Raw genomic sequence first — 15,225 nt, forward strand, 5'->3', positions numbered from 1 at the left:
TGCGGCAGTTTGTTTATTGCCAGTTGGAATAAGAAAGGACTTCATGAAACGTCTGCTGCTAACTGCGGTTCTCACCGTATTGATGATCGCCGAAGTTCACGCCGAGTCCTTCACCATCTCCGATATTCGCGTCAACGGCCTCCAGCGGGTTTCCGCGGGTAGCGTCTTTGGTGCGCTGCCGTTGAACGTCGGGGAACAGGCTGATGATCGTCGCCTGGTGGAATCCACTCGTGCGCTGTTCAAAACCGGTTTCTTTCAAGATATCCAACTGGGTCGCGAAGGCAACGTCCTGGTCATCACCGTGGTTGAGCGACCTTCCGTCGCCAGTATCGAGATCGAAGGCAACAAGGCGATCTCTACTGAAGACCTGATGAAGGGTCTCAAGCAATCCGGCCTGGCCGAGGGCGAGATCTTCCAGCGCGCCACCCTTGAAGGTGTGCGTAACGAACTGCAACGCCAGTACGTTGCCCAGGGCCGCTACTCGGCGTCCGTGGAAACCGAAGTGATCCCACAGCCTCGTAACCGTGTCGGCCTCAAGGTCAACATCAACGAAGGCACCGTGGCGGCCATTCAGCACATCAACGTGGTGGGCAACACCAAGTTCGCTGATGACGACCTGATCGATCTGTTCGAGCTGAAGACCACCAACTGGTTGTCGTTCTTCAAGAACGACGACAAGTACGCCCGTGAAAAACTCTCCGGTGACCTGGAGCGCCTGCGTTCCTACTACCTGGACCGTGGCTATATCAACATGGATATTGCCTCCACCCAGGTGTCCATCACCCCGGACAAGAAACACGTCTACATCACCGTCAACGTCAACGAAGGCGAGAAGTACAAGGTTCGTGACGTGAAGCTCAGCGGTGACCTCAAGGTTCCTGAAGACCAGGTCAAGGCCCTGCTGCTGGTGCAGAAGGACCAGGTGTTCTCGCGCAAGCTGATGACCACCACCTCCGAGCTGATCACCCGTCGCCTGGGTAACGAAGGCTATACCTTCGCCAACGTCAACGGCGTGCCGACGCCGCACGATGATGACCACACCGTGGACATCACCTTTGTCGTCGACCCAGGCAAGCGTGCCTATGTAAACCGCATCAACTTCCGTGGCAACACCAAGTCTGCGGACGAAGTGCTGCGTCGTGAAATGCGCCAGATGGAAGGTGGCTGGGCTTCGACCTACCTGATCGACCAGTCCAAGACCCGTCTTGAGCGCCTGGGCTTCTTCAAGGAAGTGAACGTCGAAACCCCGGCCGTACCGGGTGTGGATGACCAGGTTGACGTGAACTACGCCGTAGAAGAACAAGCGTCGGGTTCGATCACCGCCAGCGTCGGCTTCGCACAGAGTGCCGGCCTGATCCTCGGTGGCTCGATTACCCAGAACAACTTCCTCGGTACCGGTAACAAGGTTTCCATCGGCCTGACCCGCAGCGAATACCAGAGCCGCTATAACTTCGGTTATGTCGACCCCTACTGGACTGCTGATGGCGTGAGCCTGGGCTACAACGCCTTCTATCGCACCACCGACTACAAAGACCTCGACGTTGACGTTGCAAGCTATGCGATCGACAGCCTGGGTGCTGGCGTGAACATTGGTTACCCGATCAGTGAGACCTCGCGTCTGACCTTCGGCCTGACCGCGCAACAGGATGAGATCAAGACCGGTGTGTACACCGTGGACGAAATCTTCGACTTCACCCGTCGTGAAGGCGACAAGTTCCTGAACTTCAAGGCGTCTGCCGGTTGGTCCGAGTCGACCCTGAACAAAGGCGTACTGGCGACCCGTGGCCATTCCCAGAGCCTGACTCTGGAAACCACTACGCCGGGCAGCGACCTTTCATTCTTCAAGCTTGACTACCGCGGCCAGCTGTTCCAGCCGTTGAGCGACAACTACACCATGCGCCTGCACACAGAGTTGGGTTATGGCGATGGTTACGGCTCGACCAATGGCCTGCCGTTCTACGAGAACTACTATGCGGGTGGCTTCAACTCCGTACGTGGTTTCAAGGACAGCACCTTGGGCCCGCGCGGTACCCCTAGCCGTGGTGCAGCATTCACCGGTAACCAGGGCACCGTGGCTGACTCTGACAACGACCCGCTGCCGTTCGGTGGTAACGTGTTGATCCAGGGTGGTGCGGAGATTCTGTTCCCGCTGCCATTTGTCAAGGATCAGCGCTCCCTGCGTACTTCGGTATTCTGGGATGTGGGTAACGTGTTCGACTCCAAGTGCGAGCAGATCACCAACCCAAGCGGCGTGAAATCCAATACCCAGTGCAACGATGTGAGCCTGAGCAACCTGGCGAGCTCCGTCGGTGTAGGTGTGACCTGGGTGACCGCGCTTGGCCCGTTGAGCTTTGCTCTGGCCATGCCGATCAAGAAACCGGATAACGCTGAAACCCAGATTTTCCAATTCTCCCTCGGCCAGACGTTCTAAGCGTCTGACCCAAGATAACGACAACGGATTCTGTAGGAGTACATCGTGCGTAAGTTGACTCAATTGGTTCTGCTGGCCACCGTGCTGGTAACCACCCCGGCCTTCGCCGAAATGAAAATCGCCGTCCTGAACTATCAGATGGCTCTGCTGGAATCCGATGCGGCCAAGAAGTACGCCGTGGATGCCGAGAAAAAATTCGGTCCGCAACTGACCAAACTCAAGACCCTGGAAAGCAGCGCCAAGGGCATCCAGGATCGTCTGGTTGCCGGTGGCGACAAGATGCAGCAAGGCGAGCGCGAGCGTCTGGAGCTTGAATTCAAGCAAAAGGCCCGTGACTACCAGTTCCAATCCAAGGAGCTGAACGAAGCCAAGGCTGTTGCTGACCGCGAAATGCTCAAGCAGCTGAAGCCGAAACTCGACAGCGCTGTGGAAGAAGTCATCAAGAAAGGTGCCTTTGACCTGGTGTTCGAGCGCGGCGCCGTGATCGACGTCAAGCCTCAATACGACATCACCCGTCAGGTGATCGAGCGCATGAACCAGCTGAAGTAAGCCATGACCGCGACTATCAAACTCGGCGAGTTGGCCGAGTTCCTGGGGGCCGACTTGCGCGGCTCCCCGGAGAAGGAAATCACTGGGCTAGCCACCTTGCAGGAGGCTGGCCCAGCTCAGTTGAGCTTCCTCGCAAATCCTCAGTACCGTAAATACCTCGTCGACAGCCAAGCCGCAGCCGTGTTGCTGAAAGCCGCTGACGCCGAAGGGTTTGCCGGGGATGCGCTGGTGGTGGCTGACCCGTACCTGGCTTACGCGCGTGCGTCGCACCTGTTTGACCCGAAACCCAAGGCTGTTGCCGGTATCCATCCGTCTGCAGTCATCGCCGATGATGCCCAGGTTGATCCTGCGGCCAGCATTGGCGCCTTTGCGGTGATCGAGAGCGGTGCGCGCATTGCGGCTGGAGTCACGGTCGGTGCCCATTGCTTTATCGGTGCACGCTGCGAAATCGGCGCCGGTGGTTGGCTGGCTCCTCGTGTGACCCTCTACCACGATGTGCGTATTGGCGAACGTGTGGTGATTCAATCGGGTGCTGTGATCGGTGGGGAAGGCTTTGGCTTTGCCAACTCGAAAGGCATCTGGAACAAGATCGCCCAGGTCGGCGGTGTGTTGATCGGCGACGATGTGGAAATTGGCGTGAACACTGCTGTCGATCGCGGGGCCTTGGCCGATACCGTGATCGGCAATGGCGTGAAGCTCGACAACCAGATCCAGATCGCCCACAACGTACAGATTGGCGATCACACCGCCATGGCCGCCTGTGTCGGTATCTCCGGCAGCACCAAGATCGGCAAGCATTGCATGCTCGCCGGTGGCGTTGGGCTGGTGGGCCATATCGAGATTTGCGACAACGTCTTCATCACCGGCATGACCATGGTGACCCACTCGATTACCGAGCCAGGCGCCTATTCTTCCGGTACGGCCATGCAGCCCGCAGCTGAATGGCGCAAGAGTGCAGCACGCTTGAGGCATCTGGATGACATGGCTCGACGTCTCAAACAGCTGGAAAAGCGTGTTGGTGAAGTGACCCCTGGCGGTAATGCTTCATCAGAAGGCTGATACCATTTCCATATCAAGTGTGCACAGCCGCTAGACTTGCCTCCTTGATTTGCTAGCGGGGCGTGCTTTTAGTCCGCCCCCAATCTTTATTACAGGCTTCCCCCCGAAATGATGGACATCAACGAGATTCGCGAATACCTGCCTCACCGTTACCCGTTCCTGCTGGTGGACCGTGTAGTGGACCTCAATGTCGAGGAAAAGCGCATTCGTGCCTACAAGAATGTCAGCATCAACGAACCGTTCTTCAACGGTCACTTTCCCGCGCATCCAATCATGCCGGGTGTGTTGATCATTGAAGCGATGGCCCAGGCTGCCGGTATCCTTGGTTTCAAAATGCTCGACCTCAAGCCTGCCGACGGCACGCTTTACTATTTCGTGGGTTCCGACAAGTTGCGTTTCCGCAATCCGGTCACCCCGGGTGACCAGTTGATCCTGGAAGCCAGGTTCATCAGCTGCAAGCGCCAGATCTGGAAGTTCGAGTGCCAGGCCTCGGTGGATGGCAAGCCGGTGTGCTCTGCCGAGATCATCTGTGCGGAACGCAAACTATGAGTTTGATTGACCCTCGCGCAATCATCGATCCGTCGGCCGTGCTGGCCGCCGACGTTGAGGTCGGCCCTTGGTCGATCATCGGCGCAGGTGTTGAAATCGGCGAGGGGACTGTCATCGGGCCACACGTGATCCTCAAAGGTCCGACCCGTATTGGCAAACACAATCGCATCTACCAGTTTTCCTCGGTAGGTGAAGACACCCCGGACATGAAGTACAAGGGTGAAGAAACACGCCTGGTAATCGGTGATCACAACATCATCCGAGAAGGCGTGACCATTCATCGTGGCACCGTGCAGGATCGTGCCGAGACTACGCTGGGTGATCACAACCTGGTCATGGCCTATGCCCACATCGGCCACGACAGCGTGATCGGCAACCACTGCATCCTGGTCAACAACACGGCGTTGGCTGGTCATGTGCACGTTGACGATTGGGCGATTTTGTCCGGTTTCACCCTGGTGCATCAGTACTGCCATATCGGCGCCCACAGCTTTTCCGGCATGGGCACCGCCATCGGCAAGGATGTCCCGGCGTTCGTCACCGTGTTCGGCAACCCGGCCGAAGCCCGCAGCATGAACTTCGAAGGCATGCGCCGTCGTGGTTTCAGCGAAGAAGCCATCCATGCCCTGCGCCGTGCCTACAAGGTGGTTTACCGCCAGGGCTTGACGGTTGACCAGGCGCTGGCCGAACTGGCCGAGCCGTCCGCGTTGTTCCCGGAAGTCGCGATATTCCGTGACTCGATCCAGGCATCGACCCGCGGCATCACCCGCTGATCATGGCCAATCTGCGTATTGCGCTGGTGGCCGGTGAAGCTTCCGGCGACATTCTGGGCGCAGGCCTGATGCGGGCCCTCAAGGCCCAGCATCCTGCGGTTGAGTTTATCGGCGTGGGTGGCCCGCTGATGCAGGCCGAAGGCCTCACGTCCTACTTTCCCATGGAACGCTTGTCGGTCATGGGCCTGGTGGAGGTACTGGGCCGTCTGCGCGAGCTGCTGGCTCGGCGCAAGCTGCTGATCCAGACCCTCATCGAAGAAAAGCCCGACGTCTTTATCGGTATCGACGCGCCGGACTTCACCCTCAATATCGAACTCAAGTTGCGTCAGGCCGGGATCAAGACCGTGCACTACGTCAGCCCGTCCGTGTGGGCGTGGCGGCAGAAGCGTGTGCTGAAGATCCGCGAAGGCTGCGACCTGATGCTGACCCTGCTGCCGTTCGAGGCGAAGTTTTACGAAGAGAAGGGTGTGCCGGTGCGCTTTGTCGGCCACACCCTGGCCGATGCCATTCCGTTGCAAGCCGATCGCGCGGCGGCCCGTGCTGAATTGGGCTTGCCCGACGGTCCGCTGGTGGCGCTGATGCCGGGCAGTCGCGGTGGCGAAGTCGGCCGTTTGGGCGCATTGTTTTTCGATGCCGCCGAACGGCTGATGGCCTTGAAGCCGGGCGTCCGTTTCGTACTGCCGTGCGCCAGCCCGCAACGTCGCGCGCAAATCGAAACCTTGCTTGAAGGTCGCACTTTGCCGTTGACCCTGCTCGACGGCCAATCACACCTGGCCCTGGCGGCCTGTGATGCCGTGTTGATCGCCTCGGGCACCGCGACCCTGGAAGCGCTGCTGTACAAGCGTCCGATGGTCGTGGCCTATCGCCTGGCGCCGCTGACGTTCTGGATTCTCAAGCGCATGGTCAAAAGTCCCTACATCTCCTTGCCCAACCTGCTGGCCCAGCGCCTGTTGGTGCCGGAGTTGTTGCAGGACGCTGCAACGCCCGAAGCCCTGGCGCAAACCGTATTACCCCTGATCGACGGCGGCGAAGAGCAGACCCGTGGTTTTGATGCCATTCATCGCGTCTTGCGCCGTGATGCATCGAACCAGGCGGCGGATGCCGTGCTGACCTTGATCGGGCAAAAACAGGAAACAGTATGACGACGCAAATGGGCCTGGACTTCAGCCTGGTTGCCGAAGCCCACGAACTGGTGGCCGGTGTGGACGAAGTGGGTCGCGGCCCGCTGTGCGGTGCAGTGGTCACGGCGGCGGTGATCCTTGATCCGAACCGCCCGATCCTTGGCCTCAATGACTCGAAAAAACTCACCGAAGCCCGCCGCGAAAAACTCTTCGATGAGATCTGTGAAAAGGCCCTGAGCTGGCACATCGCCCGGGCCGAAGTCGAAGAAATCGACGAATTGAACATTCTTCACGCCACCATGCTCGCCATGCAGCGTGCGGTCGAAGGCCTGCACATCACCCCGAAAATGGCGATGATCGACGGCAACCGCTGCCCCAAACTGGCGATGCCGTCTGAAGCGGTGGTCAAGGGTGATAGCAAGGTGTCGGCGATTGCCGCGGCGTCGATCCTGGCCAAAGTCAGCCGCGACCGTGAAATGGCCGCCTTCGAATTGATCTATCCCGGCTACGGCATTGGTGGCCATAAGGGCTACCCGACGCCCGTTCATCTGGAAGCCCTGGCCCGCCTCGGCCCAACGCCTATCCACCGCCGTTCGTTCGCCCCGGTTCGCCTGGCTTACGAGGCGCGGGAAGCGCTCGGCGAGCTGTAGTCGCGAGGCTGATGTTTTGCTCAAGGCCCGGTACAATCCCGGGCCTTGTTGTTTCTAAGTTTCTAGACAGGATCACTATGCCGGCTTCATTCGTTCACCTGCGCCTGCACACTGAATACTCCCTGGTCGACGGCCTGGTACGGATCAAACCGCTGGTCAAAACCCTGGTGGGCATGAACATGCCTGCGGTAGCGGTTACCGACCAGAACAACATGTGTTCCCTGGTCAAGTTCTACAAAAACGCCATGGGCGCCGGTATCAAGCCGATCTGCGGCGCCGACCTGTGGCTGTCCAACAAAGACCCGGACAACGCCCTGAGCCGCATCAGCCTGCTGGCGATGAACGGTGTTGGTTACCGCAACCTCACCGAGCTGATTTCCCGTGGTTTCATCGACGGCCAGCGCAATGGTTCGATCATCATCGAGCGCGAATGGGTGGCCGAGGCCAGCGAAGGCCTGATCATGCTGTCGGCTGCCAAAGAGGGCGAGATCGGTCTCGCGCTGCTGGGTGGCAACCCACAGGAAGCCGAAGTGCTCGCCCGCGAGTGGATGCAGGTGTTCCCGGACCGTTTCTACCTGGAAGTGCAGCGCACCAACCGCCCCAACGACGAAGAACACCTGCACGCCGCCGTGGCCCTGGCTGACACGCTGGGCGCGCCGCTGGTGGCAACCAACGATGTACGTTTCATCAAGAAAGAAGATTTCGAGGCCCACGAAACCCGCGTGTGCATCGGCGAAGGCCGGGCCCTGGATGACCCGCGCCGTTCGAAGAACTACAGTGAAGAGCAGTACCTCAAAAGCGCCGACGAGATGGCCGAGCTGTTCAGCGACCTGCCCGAGGCTCTGGAAAACTCCGTCGAAATTGCCAAGCGCTGCAATATCGAAGTGAAGCTGGGCAAGCACTTCCTGCCCAACTTCCCGATTCCCGATGGCATGACCATCGATGAATATTTCCGCAAGGTGTCGTTCGACGGCCTGGAAGAACGGTTGACCGTTCTGCTGCCCAAGGACACCACCGAAGACTACGAGGCCAAGCGCCAGGTCTACGTCGATCGGCTGAATTTCGAGCTGGATATCATCATCCAGATGGGGTTCCCCGGTTACTTCCTGATCGTAATGGACTTTATCCAGTGGGCCAAAAGCAACGGCGTACCGGTGGGGCCGGGCCGGGGTTCGGGTGCCGGCTCGCTGGTGGCCTATGTGCAGAAGATTACCGACCTCGACCCGCTGGAATATGACCTGCTGTTCGAACGGTTCCTGAACCCGGAACGGGTCTCCATGCCCGACTTCGACGTCGACTTCTGCATGGACGGCCGTGACCGCGTGATCGAGTACGTGGCCGAGAAATACGGCCGCAACGCCGTAAGCCAGATCATCACCTTCGGTTCCATGGCGGCCAAGGCTGTAATCCGTGACGTGGCGCGGGTGCAGGGCAAGTCCTACGGCCTGGCGGATCGCCTGTCGAAGATGATCCCGTTCGAAGTCGGCATGACCCTGGAAAAGGCCTACGAGCAGGAAGAGATCCTGCGCGACTTTATCAAGATCGATGAAGAAGCCGCCGAAATCTGGGACATGGCCCGCAAGCTTGAAGGCGTGGTGCGTAACGTCGGTAAACACGCCGGTGGTGTGGTAATTGCTCCTACCAAGCTCACCGACTTTTCGCCGATCTATTGCGACGAAGCCGGCGACGGCCTGGTAACCCAGTTCGACAAGGATGACGTGGAGGCGGCTGGCCTGGTGAAGTTCGACTTCCTCGGCCTGCGTACCCTGACCATCATCGACTGGGCGCTCAAGACCATCAACCGCGAGCGCGCCAAGGTGGACGAAGCGCCGCTGGATATCGCGTTTATCCCGCTGGACGACAAACCGACCTACCAGTTGCTGCAAAAAGCCGAAACCACGGCGGTGTTCCAGCTTGAGTCGCGGGGCATGAAAGAGCTGATCAAAAAGCTCAAGCCCGACTGCCTGGAAGACTTGATCGCACTGGTGGCCCTGTTCCGTCCGGGCCCGCTGCAATCGGGCATGGTGGACGACTTCATCAACCGTAAGCACGGTCGCGCCGAGCTGGCTTACCCGCACTCCGACTACCAGTACGAAGGCCTCAAGCCCGTCCTGGCGCCGACCTACGGCATCATCCTGTATCAGGAACAGGTGATGCAGATCGCCCAGGTCATGGCCGGTTACACCCTTGGCGGTGCGGACATGCTGCGCCGGGCCATGGGTAAGAAAAAACCCGAGGAAATGGCCAAGCAGCGCGGCGGTTTCATTGAAGGTTGTGCGACCAACAATATCGACGCCGACCTCGCCGGTAACATCTTCGACCTGGTGGAAAAATTCGCCGGTTACGGCTTCAACAAATCCCACTCCGCTGCGTACGGCCTGGTGTCGTACCAGACCGCCTGGCTGAAAGCCCACTACCCGGCGCCGTTCATGGCCGCGGTACTCTCGGCGGATATGCACAACACCGACAAGGTCGTGACCTTGATCGAGGAAGTGCGCACCATGAAGCTGCGCCTCGACGCGCCGGACGTGAACGCCTCGGAGTTCAAGTTCACGGTGAACGACGAAGGCCGCATCATTTATGGCCTGGGCGCGATCAAAGGCGTGGGCGAAAGCCCGGTGGAGGCCATTGTCGAAGCGCGTCAGAGCGGGCCGTTCGCGGACCTATTCGACTTCTGCGCGAGGGTCGACCTCAAACGCATCAATAAACGGACCCTCGATGGCTTGATCCGCAGCGGCGCACTCGACCGTCTCGGCCCGTATTTCCACGATGAGCCCAAGGCATACCAGGCGAATATCGACCGTAACCGCGCGGTGCTGCTGACCGCGATGGAAGAGGCGATCAAGGCCGCCGAACAGACTGCGCGCACCCACGACAGCGGCCACGCCGACCTGTTTGGCGGCTTGTTTGTCGAAGAAGACGCGGACGTCTACGGCAACCATCGCAAGGCCAAGGAGCTGACCCTCAAGGAACGTCTCAAGGGTGAGAAAGACACCTTGGGCCTGTACCTGACCGGTCACCCGATTGACGAATACGAAGGCGAAATCCGCCGTTTTGCCCGCCAGCGCATCATCGACCTGAAGCCGGCCCGCGACACCCAGACCGTTGCCGGCATGATCATCGCCCTGCGGGTGATGAAAAACAAAAAGGGCGACAAGATGGGTTTCATCACCCTCGACGACCGCTCGGGCCGTATCGAAGCGTCGCTGTTTGCCGACGCGTTCCATTCGGCGCAGTCGTTGTTGCAGACCGATGCCATGGTGGTGGTGGAAGGGGAGGTCAGCAACGACGACTTCTCCGGCGGCCTGCGCCTGCGGATCAAGCGAGTGATGAGCATGGAAGACGCGCGCACCAACCTGGCCGAAAGCCTGCGCCTGAAGGTGAAGACCGAGGCGCTCAAGGGCGATCAGCTACGCTGGTTGGGCGACTTGCTCAAACGCCACCGTGGCGCGTGCCCGGTGACCATGGAGTACACCGGCAGCGACGCCAAGGCGATGCTGCAGTTCGGCGAGACCTGGCGAATTGATCCCGCAGATGGCTTGATTCAAGCTTTGCGTGACCAGTTCGGGCGAGACAACGTCTTCCTCCAATACCGTTGATGGCCAGGTGGCAGTAATTAGCCTGATCTCGACTGAACATTTAATCTCGACCTAAACGCGCCTCTCCCTTAAGGTAGGGCGCGAATAGACCACCGGCTGGCCAGGCACTCCTTGGCCGTCGACCCAAGACGGACGCTTATGAACCCGAATTTTCTTGATTTCGAACAGCCGATCGCTGACCTGCAAGCCAAGATTGAAGAACTGCGCCTGGTCGGCAATGACAATTCGCTGAATATCGGCGATGAGATCGCTCGCCTGCAGGACAAGAGCAGCACCCTGACCGAAGACATCTTCGGCAAGCTGACCAGCTGGCAGATCGCGCGCCTGGCTCGCCACCCGCGCCGCCCGTACACCCTGGACTACATTCAGCACATCTTCACCGAGTTCGACGAGCTGCATGGCGACCGCCACTTCTCTGACGACGCGGCCATCGTGGGCGGTATCGCTCGCCTGGACGACCAGCCGGTAATGGTCATCGGTCACCAGAAAGGCCGTGAAGTGCGCGAGAAAGTCCGCCGCAACTTCGGCATGCCGCGCCCGGAAGGCTACCGCAAGGCCTGCCGCCTGATGGAAATGGCTGAACGCTTCAAGATGCCGATCCTGACCTTCATCGACACCCCGGGTGCTTACCCGGGTATCGACGCAGAAGAGCGCAACCAGAGCGAAGCCATCGCCTGGAACCTGCGCGTCATGTCCCGCCTGAAAACCCCGATCATCGCCACCGTGATTGGCGAAGGTGGTTCCGGCGGCGCACTGGCCATTGGCGTGTGCGACCAGTTGAACATGCTGCAATACTCGACCTACGCGGTGATCTCGCCGGAAGGTTGCGCCTCGATCCTGTGGAAAACCGCCGAAAAGGCGCCGGACGCTGCCGAAGCCATGGGCATCACCGCCGATCGCCTCAAAGGCCTGGGTATCGTCGACAAAGTCATCGCCGAGCCACTGGGCGGCGCTCACCGCGACCCGGCGGCTGCTGCTGCGACCATCCGTGCAGAACTGGGCTCGCAACTGGCGATGCTCAAGAAGCTGGATAACGAAGCGCTGCTCAAGCGCCGTTACGAGCGTCTGATGAGCTACGGTCTCTAAGACCACTGCAACACTCAATGTGGGAGCTGGCCTGTGTGGGAGCCGGGCTTGCCCGCGATGCAGACAACTCGGTGTTCTGTCGAACCGAGTTGATCCTATCGCAGGCAAGCCAGCTCCCACACAAGCCAGCTCCCACATTTGTTTTGTGTATGCTTGGCCAATGTATTCCAGCTTTGCGGCGATGATGTGTGATGAAAACAACTTTGCACGCCAAACTCCTGCAAACCCTGGCCCCCTGGCGCAACGCCCCGGCCTGGCACATCGCTTTCTCCGGCGGTCTTGATTCCACTGTGCTGCTGCACCTCCTGGCCAGCACCGAACAGCTGCCGCGTCTCAACGCCATCCATGTCCACCACGGCCTGCAAGCCGCCGCCGATGCCTGGCCCAGCCATTGCCAATCGATCTGCGACCGCCTGGGCGTGCCCCTGCGCGTCATGCGCGTACAGGTCCAGCCCGGCGCCAGCCTTGAACGTGCCGCCCGTGAGGCGCGCTACCAGGCGTTTGCCGAGGTGCTTGGGGCCGGTGAGGTGTTGCTGACCGGCCAGCATCGCGACGACCAGGCCGAGACCTTGCTGTTTCGCCTGCTGCGTGGGGCAGGGGTGCGAGGGTTGGCGGCGATGCCTTTGCATCGCGACTTGGCAGGGGGGTATCTGGTGCGACCGCTGCTGGATGTCTCGCGTGCTGAGCTGCAAGCCTATGCCCACGAACATCAACTCGCGTGGATTGAAGATCCGTCCAACGCCGACCCTCGGTTTGCACGCAACTACCTGCGCCACCGGGTATTCCCGCTGCTGACGGAGCGCTGGCCGCAAGCTGTCAGCAGCTTCGCACGCACCGCCGAGCAGCTGAGTGAAGCCCAAGGTCTGCTCGATGAGCTGGCGCAGATGGACCTGCATGCCGCCGATCAGCCGTCGTCGTTTCCTTGGCTTCCACTGCCGTCGTTGGCGCTTGCACCACTGCGCGAGCTTTCCGACGCCCGCCAGCGCAACGCCCTGCGTCACTGGCTGACCCCGCTGACCCGTCTTCCCGACAGCGACCACTGGGCCAGCTGGTATTCCCTGCGTGATGCCAAGCCTGACGCGCAGCCGCTGTGGCGCCTTGCCGACGGCGAACTGCACCGTTGCGCCGAGCGCCTGTGGTGGGTGCCTGCCGCTTGGTCGGATTTTTCCGACGCATCGGTGAGCTGGCCCCAGCCGCAAAACCCACTAGAGTTACCCGGCAATGGCCGATTGGAATTTGTCGGCAAGCCACCCGAAGGCCCGTTGCAGATCCGCTATCGTCAAGGCGGCGAAATCGTCGAAGTCCCCGGCCGAGGCCGGCGTGACTTGAAGCGCCTGCTGAATGAAGGTGGCTTGCCGCGCTTCATGCGTGGCAGATTGCCGCTGCTGTATCAGGGCGCGCAATTGCTGGCGGTCCCAACCCTCGCTGGGCTATGGCCCGACGCGACGGGCGACTGGCAATTACATTGGATGCCACAGACGTGCGATCAAGGTTTGAGCTGATAGAGCCTTTCCGGTAGACTACGCTCCCTTCTTGATACAACTTCTGTGGATTCGCCTGAATCGCAGCAGTTGCCGATTACCAAGCAGTCTTTGCTGGGCGATTCCAAAAAATGTGTAGCGATCAACGTACCGGTGTTTCATTGCTGGTCTGTCACCACGCGGCGGTTTTTTTGAAAGGTGCACTGTGATTAATGCAGGTGATCGGGGGCTTCGGCCTCTCTTCGCTTTCCCCGGCGGCTCGGACCGCTTTAACGCAGACTTCTAGGGTTTTTCATGACGCGCTACATATTCGTCACGGGCGGTGTTGTTTCTTCATTGGGGAAAGGCATCGCATCGGCTTCATTGGCGGCCATCCTGGAGGCGCGGGGACTTAAGGTCACCATGCTCAAGCTGGACCCGTACATCAACGTTGACCCGGGCACCATGAGCCCGTTCCAGCACGGTGAAGTGTTCGTCACCCACGACGGCGCCGAGACCGACCTGGACCTGGGCCACTACGAGCGGTTCATCCGCACGACCATGACCCAGAACAACAACTTCACCACCGGCCGTGTCTACGAGCACGTGCTGCGCAAGGAGCGCCGTGGTGACTACCTGGGTGCAACCATCCAGGTGATCCCGCACATCACCGACGAAATCAAGCGCCGCATCATCAAGGGTGCAGGCGATGCCGACGTGGCGATGGTCGAGATCGGTGGCACCGTGGGTGACATCGAATCCCAACCGTTCCTCGAAGCCATCCGCCAGTTGCGTTTCGAAGTCGGCGCCAAGCGCGCGATGCTGATGCACCTGACCCTGGTCCCGTACATCGCTACTGCCGGCGAAACCAAAACCAAGCCTACCCAGCACTCGGTCAAGGAACTGCGTTCCATCGGCCTGCAGCCGGACGTGCTGGTGTGCCGCTCCGATCACCCGATCGACATTTCCTCGCGTCGCAAGATCGCGCAATTCACCAACGTTGAAGAACGTGCGGTGATCGCGCTGGAAGACGCCGACACCATCTACAAGATCCCGGGCATCCTGCATTCGCAAGGCCTGGACGATTTTGTGGTCGAGCGTTTCGGCCTGCAATGCAACGGCGCGGACCTGTCCGAGTGGGAAGCCGTGGTGGACGCCAAGCTCAACCCTGAGCACGAAGTCACCATCGCCATGGTCGGCAAGTACATGGAGCTGCTGGACGCGTACAAGTCGCTGATCGAAGCGATGAGCCACGCCGGTATCAGCAACCGTACCAAGGTCAACCTGCGCTACATCGACTCCGAAGACATCGAGAACCAGGGCACTGCCTTGCTCGAAGGTGTGGACGCGATCCTCGTTCCAGGCGGTTTCGGCCTGCGTGGCGTGGAAGGCAAGATCACTGCGGTGCAGTACGCTCGTGAAAACAAGGTGCCGTACCTGGGTATCTGCCTGGGCATGCAAGTGGCCGTTATCGAGTTCGCCCGTAACGTGCTGGGCTGGAAAGACGCCAACTCGACCGAGTTCGACAGCAAGAGCGGCCACCCGGTCGTGGGCCTGATCACCGAGTGGGAAGATGCCACCGGCGCGGTCGAGACCCGTACCGAAGCCTCCGACCTGGGCGGCACCATGCGCCTTGGCGCGCAAGACTGCCTGCTGGAGCCGGGCTCGCTGGTTCACGATTGCTACGGCAAGGACGTGATCGTCGAGCGTCACCGTCACCGCTACGAAGTGAACAACAACCTGCTGCCGCAAATCAAAGAGGCTGGCCTGAAAATCTCCGGTCGCTCCGGTGATGGCGCCTTGGTTGAAGTGGTTGAAGCACCGGATCATCCATGGTTCGTCGCTTGCCAGTTCCACCCGGAGTTCACCTCGACGCCGCGCGACGGTCACCCGTTGTTCAGCGGTTTCGTCAAGGCCGCACTGACGCAACACCAGAAGAAGGCGTAAC

11 protein-coding genes are annotated in these 15,225 nt (G+C 60.0%); all 11 read left to right on the top strand.

From position 1 onward, the window contains the following. Window positions 1-43 precede the first annotated feature (43 nt). The 11 genes from bamA (at window position 44) to PSH87_RS06570 (ending at window position 15,224) form a co-directional block, all read left to right on the top strand. The gene (gene bamA, locus PSH87_RS06520) at window positions 44-2,431 is read left to right on the top strand and encodes an outer membrane protein assembly factor BamA (protein ID WP_305432922.1); all 2,388 of its coding nucleotides are present in this window, start codon (window positions 44-46) and stop codon (window positions 2,429-2,431) included. Window positions 2,432-2,476: 45 nt separating this feature from the next. Beyond that, entirely contained in the window at window positions 2,477-2,980 is a 504-nt protein-coding gene (locus PSH87_RS06525; protein WP_003172279.1) for an OmpH family outer membrane protein, read from the top strand. Window positions 2,981-2,983: 3 nt separating this feature from the next. After that, the gene (lpxD, locus tag PSH87_RS06530) at window positions 2,984-4,039 is read left to right on the top strand and encodes a UDP-3-O-(3-hydroxymyristoyl)glucosamine N-acyltransferase (RefSeq protein ID WP_017739112.1); all 1,056 of its coding nucleotides are present in this window, start codon (window positions 2,984-2,986) and stop codon (window positions 4,037-4,039) included. A gap of 108 nt (window positions 4,040-4,147) precedes the next feature. Beyond that, entirely contained in the window at window positions 4,148-4,588 is a 441-nt protein-coding gene (fabZ, locus tag PSH87_RS06535) for a 3-hydroxyacyl-ACP dehydratase FabZ (protein ID WP_005785726.1), read from the top strand. Beyond that, on the top strand, window positions 4,585-5,361 hold the full coding sequence (gene lpxA / locus PSH87_RS06540) for an acyl-ACP--UDP-N-acetylglucosamine O-acyltransferase (protein ID WP_017739111.1): 777 nt from the start codon (window positions 4,585-4,587) through the stop codon (window positions 5,359-5,361). Before fabZ ends, lpxA begins: the two co-directional genes overlap by 4 nt. A gap of 2 nt (window positions 5,362-5,363) precedes the next feature. After that, the gene (lpxB, locus tag PSH87_RS06545; protein WP_017739110.1) at window positions 5,364-6,503 is read left to right on the top strand and encodes a lipid-A-disaccharide synthase; all 1,140 of its coding nucleotides are present in this window, start codon (window positions 5,364-5,366) and stop codon (window positions 6,501-6,503) included. After that, a complete protein-coding gene (gene rnhB / locus PSH87_RS06550; RefSeq protein ID WP_305432923.1) occupies window positions 6,500-7,132 on the top strand; it encodes a ribonuclease HII in 633 nt (210 codons plus the stop codon). Before lpxB ends, rnhB begins: the two co-directional genes overlap by 4 nt. A 77-nt stretch (window positions 7,133-7,209) precedes the next feature. After that, window positions 7,210-10,731: a DNA polymerase III subunit alpha gene (gene dnaE / locus PSH87_RS06555; RefSeq protein ID WP_017739108.1), complete on the top strand. Its 3,522-nt coding sequence runs from the start codon at window positions 7,210-7,212 to the stop codon at window positions 10,729-10,731. 138 nt (window positions 10,732-10,869) lie between these two features. Next, the gene (locus PSH87_RS06560) at window positions 10,870-11,817 is read left to right on the top strand and encodes an acetyl-CoA carboxylase carboxyltransferase subunit alpha (protein WP_017137153.1); all 948 of its coding nucleotides are present in this window, start codon (window positions 10,870-10,872) and stop codon (window positions 11,815-11,817) included. A 191-nt stretch (window positions 11,818-12,008) separates the two neighbouring features. After that, a complete protein-coding gene (gene tilS, locus PSH87_RS06565; protein ID WP_305432924.1) occupies window positions 12,009-13,319 on the top strand; it encodes a tRNA lysidine(34) synthetase TilS in 1,311 nt (436 codons plus the stop codon). A 273-nt stretch (window positions 13,320-13,592) separates the two neighbouring features. Continuing rightward, window positions 13,593-15,224 carry a CTP synthase gene (locus tag PSH87_RS06570; protein WP_010212443.1) on the top strand — a complete coding sequence of 544 codons (1,632 nt, stop codon included), beginning with the start codon at window positions 13,593-13,595 and terminating at the stop codon, window positions 15,222-15,224. Window position 15,225: the final 1 nt, after the last annotated feature.

Source organism: Pseudomonas sp. FP453 (assembly GCF_030687495.1).
Classification (GTDB): domain Bacteria; phylum Pseudomonadota; class Gammaproteobacteria; order Pseudomonadales; family Pseudomonadaceae; genus Aquipseudomonas.

Coding starts and splice junctions, on each gene's coding strand:
- bamA (WP_305432922.1), top strand. CDS start 44: ATGAAACGTCTGCTGCTAACTGCGGTTCTCACCGTATTGATGATCGCC.
- lpxD (WP_017739112.1), top strand. CDS start 2,984: ATGACCGCGACTATCAAACTCGGCGAGTTGGCCGAGTTCCTGGGGGCC.
- fabZ (WP_005785726.1), top strand. CDS start 4,148: ATGATGGACATCAACGAGATTCGCGAATACCTGCCTCACCGTTACCCG.
- lpxA (WP_017739111.1), top strand. CDS start 4,585: ATGAGTTTGATTGACCCTCGCGCAATCATCGATCCGTCGGCCGTGCTG.
- lpxB (WP_017739110.1), top strand. CDS start 5,364: ATGGCCAATCTGCGTATTGCGCTGGTGGCCGGTGAAGCTTCCGGCGAC.
- rnhB (WP_305432923.1), top strand. CDS start 6,500: ATGACGACGCAAATGGGCCTGGACTTCAGCCTGGTTGCCGAAGCCCAC.
- dnaE (WP_017739108.1), top strand. CDS start 7,210: ATGCCGGCTTCATTCGTTCACCTGCGCCTGCACACTGAATACTCCCTG.
- PSH87_RS06560 (WP_017137153.1), top strand. CDS start 10,870: ATGAACCCGAATTTTCTTGATTTCGAACAGCCGATCGCTGACCTGCAA.
- tilS (WP_305432924.1), top strand. CDS start 12,009: ATGAAAACAACTTTGCACGCCAAACTCCTGCAAACCCTGGCCCCCTGG.
- PSH87_RS06570 (WP_010212443.1), top strand. CDS start 13,593: ATGACGCGCTACATATTCGTCACGGGCGGTGTTGTTTCTTCATTGGGG.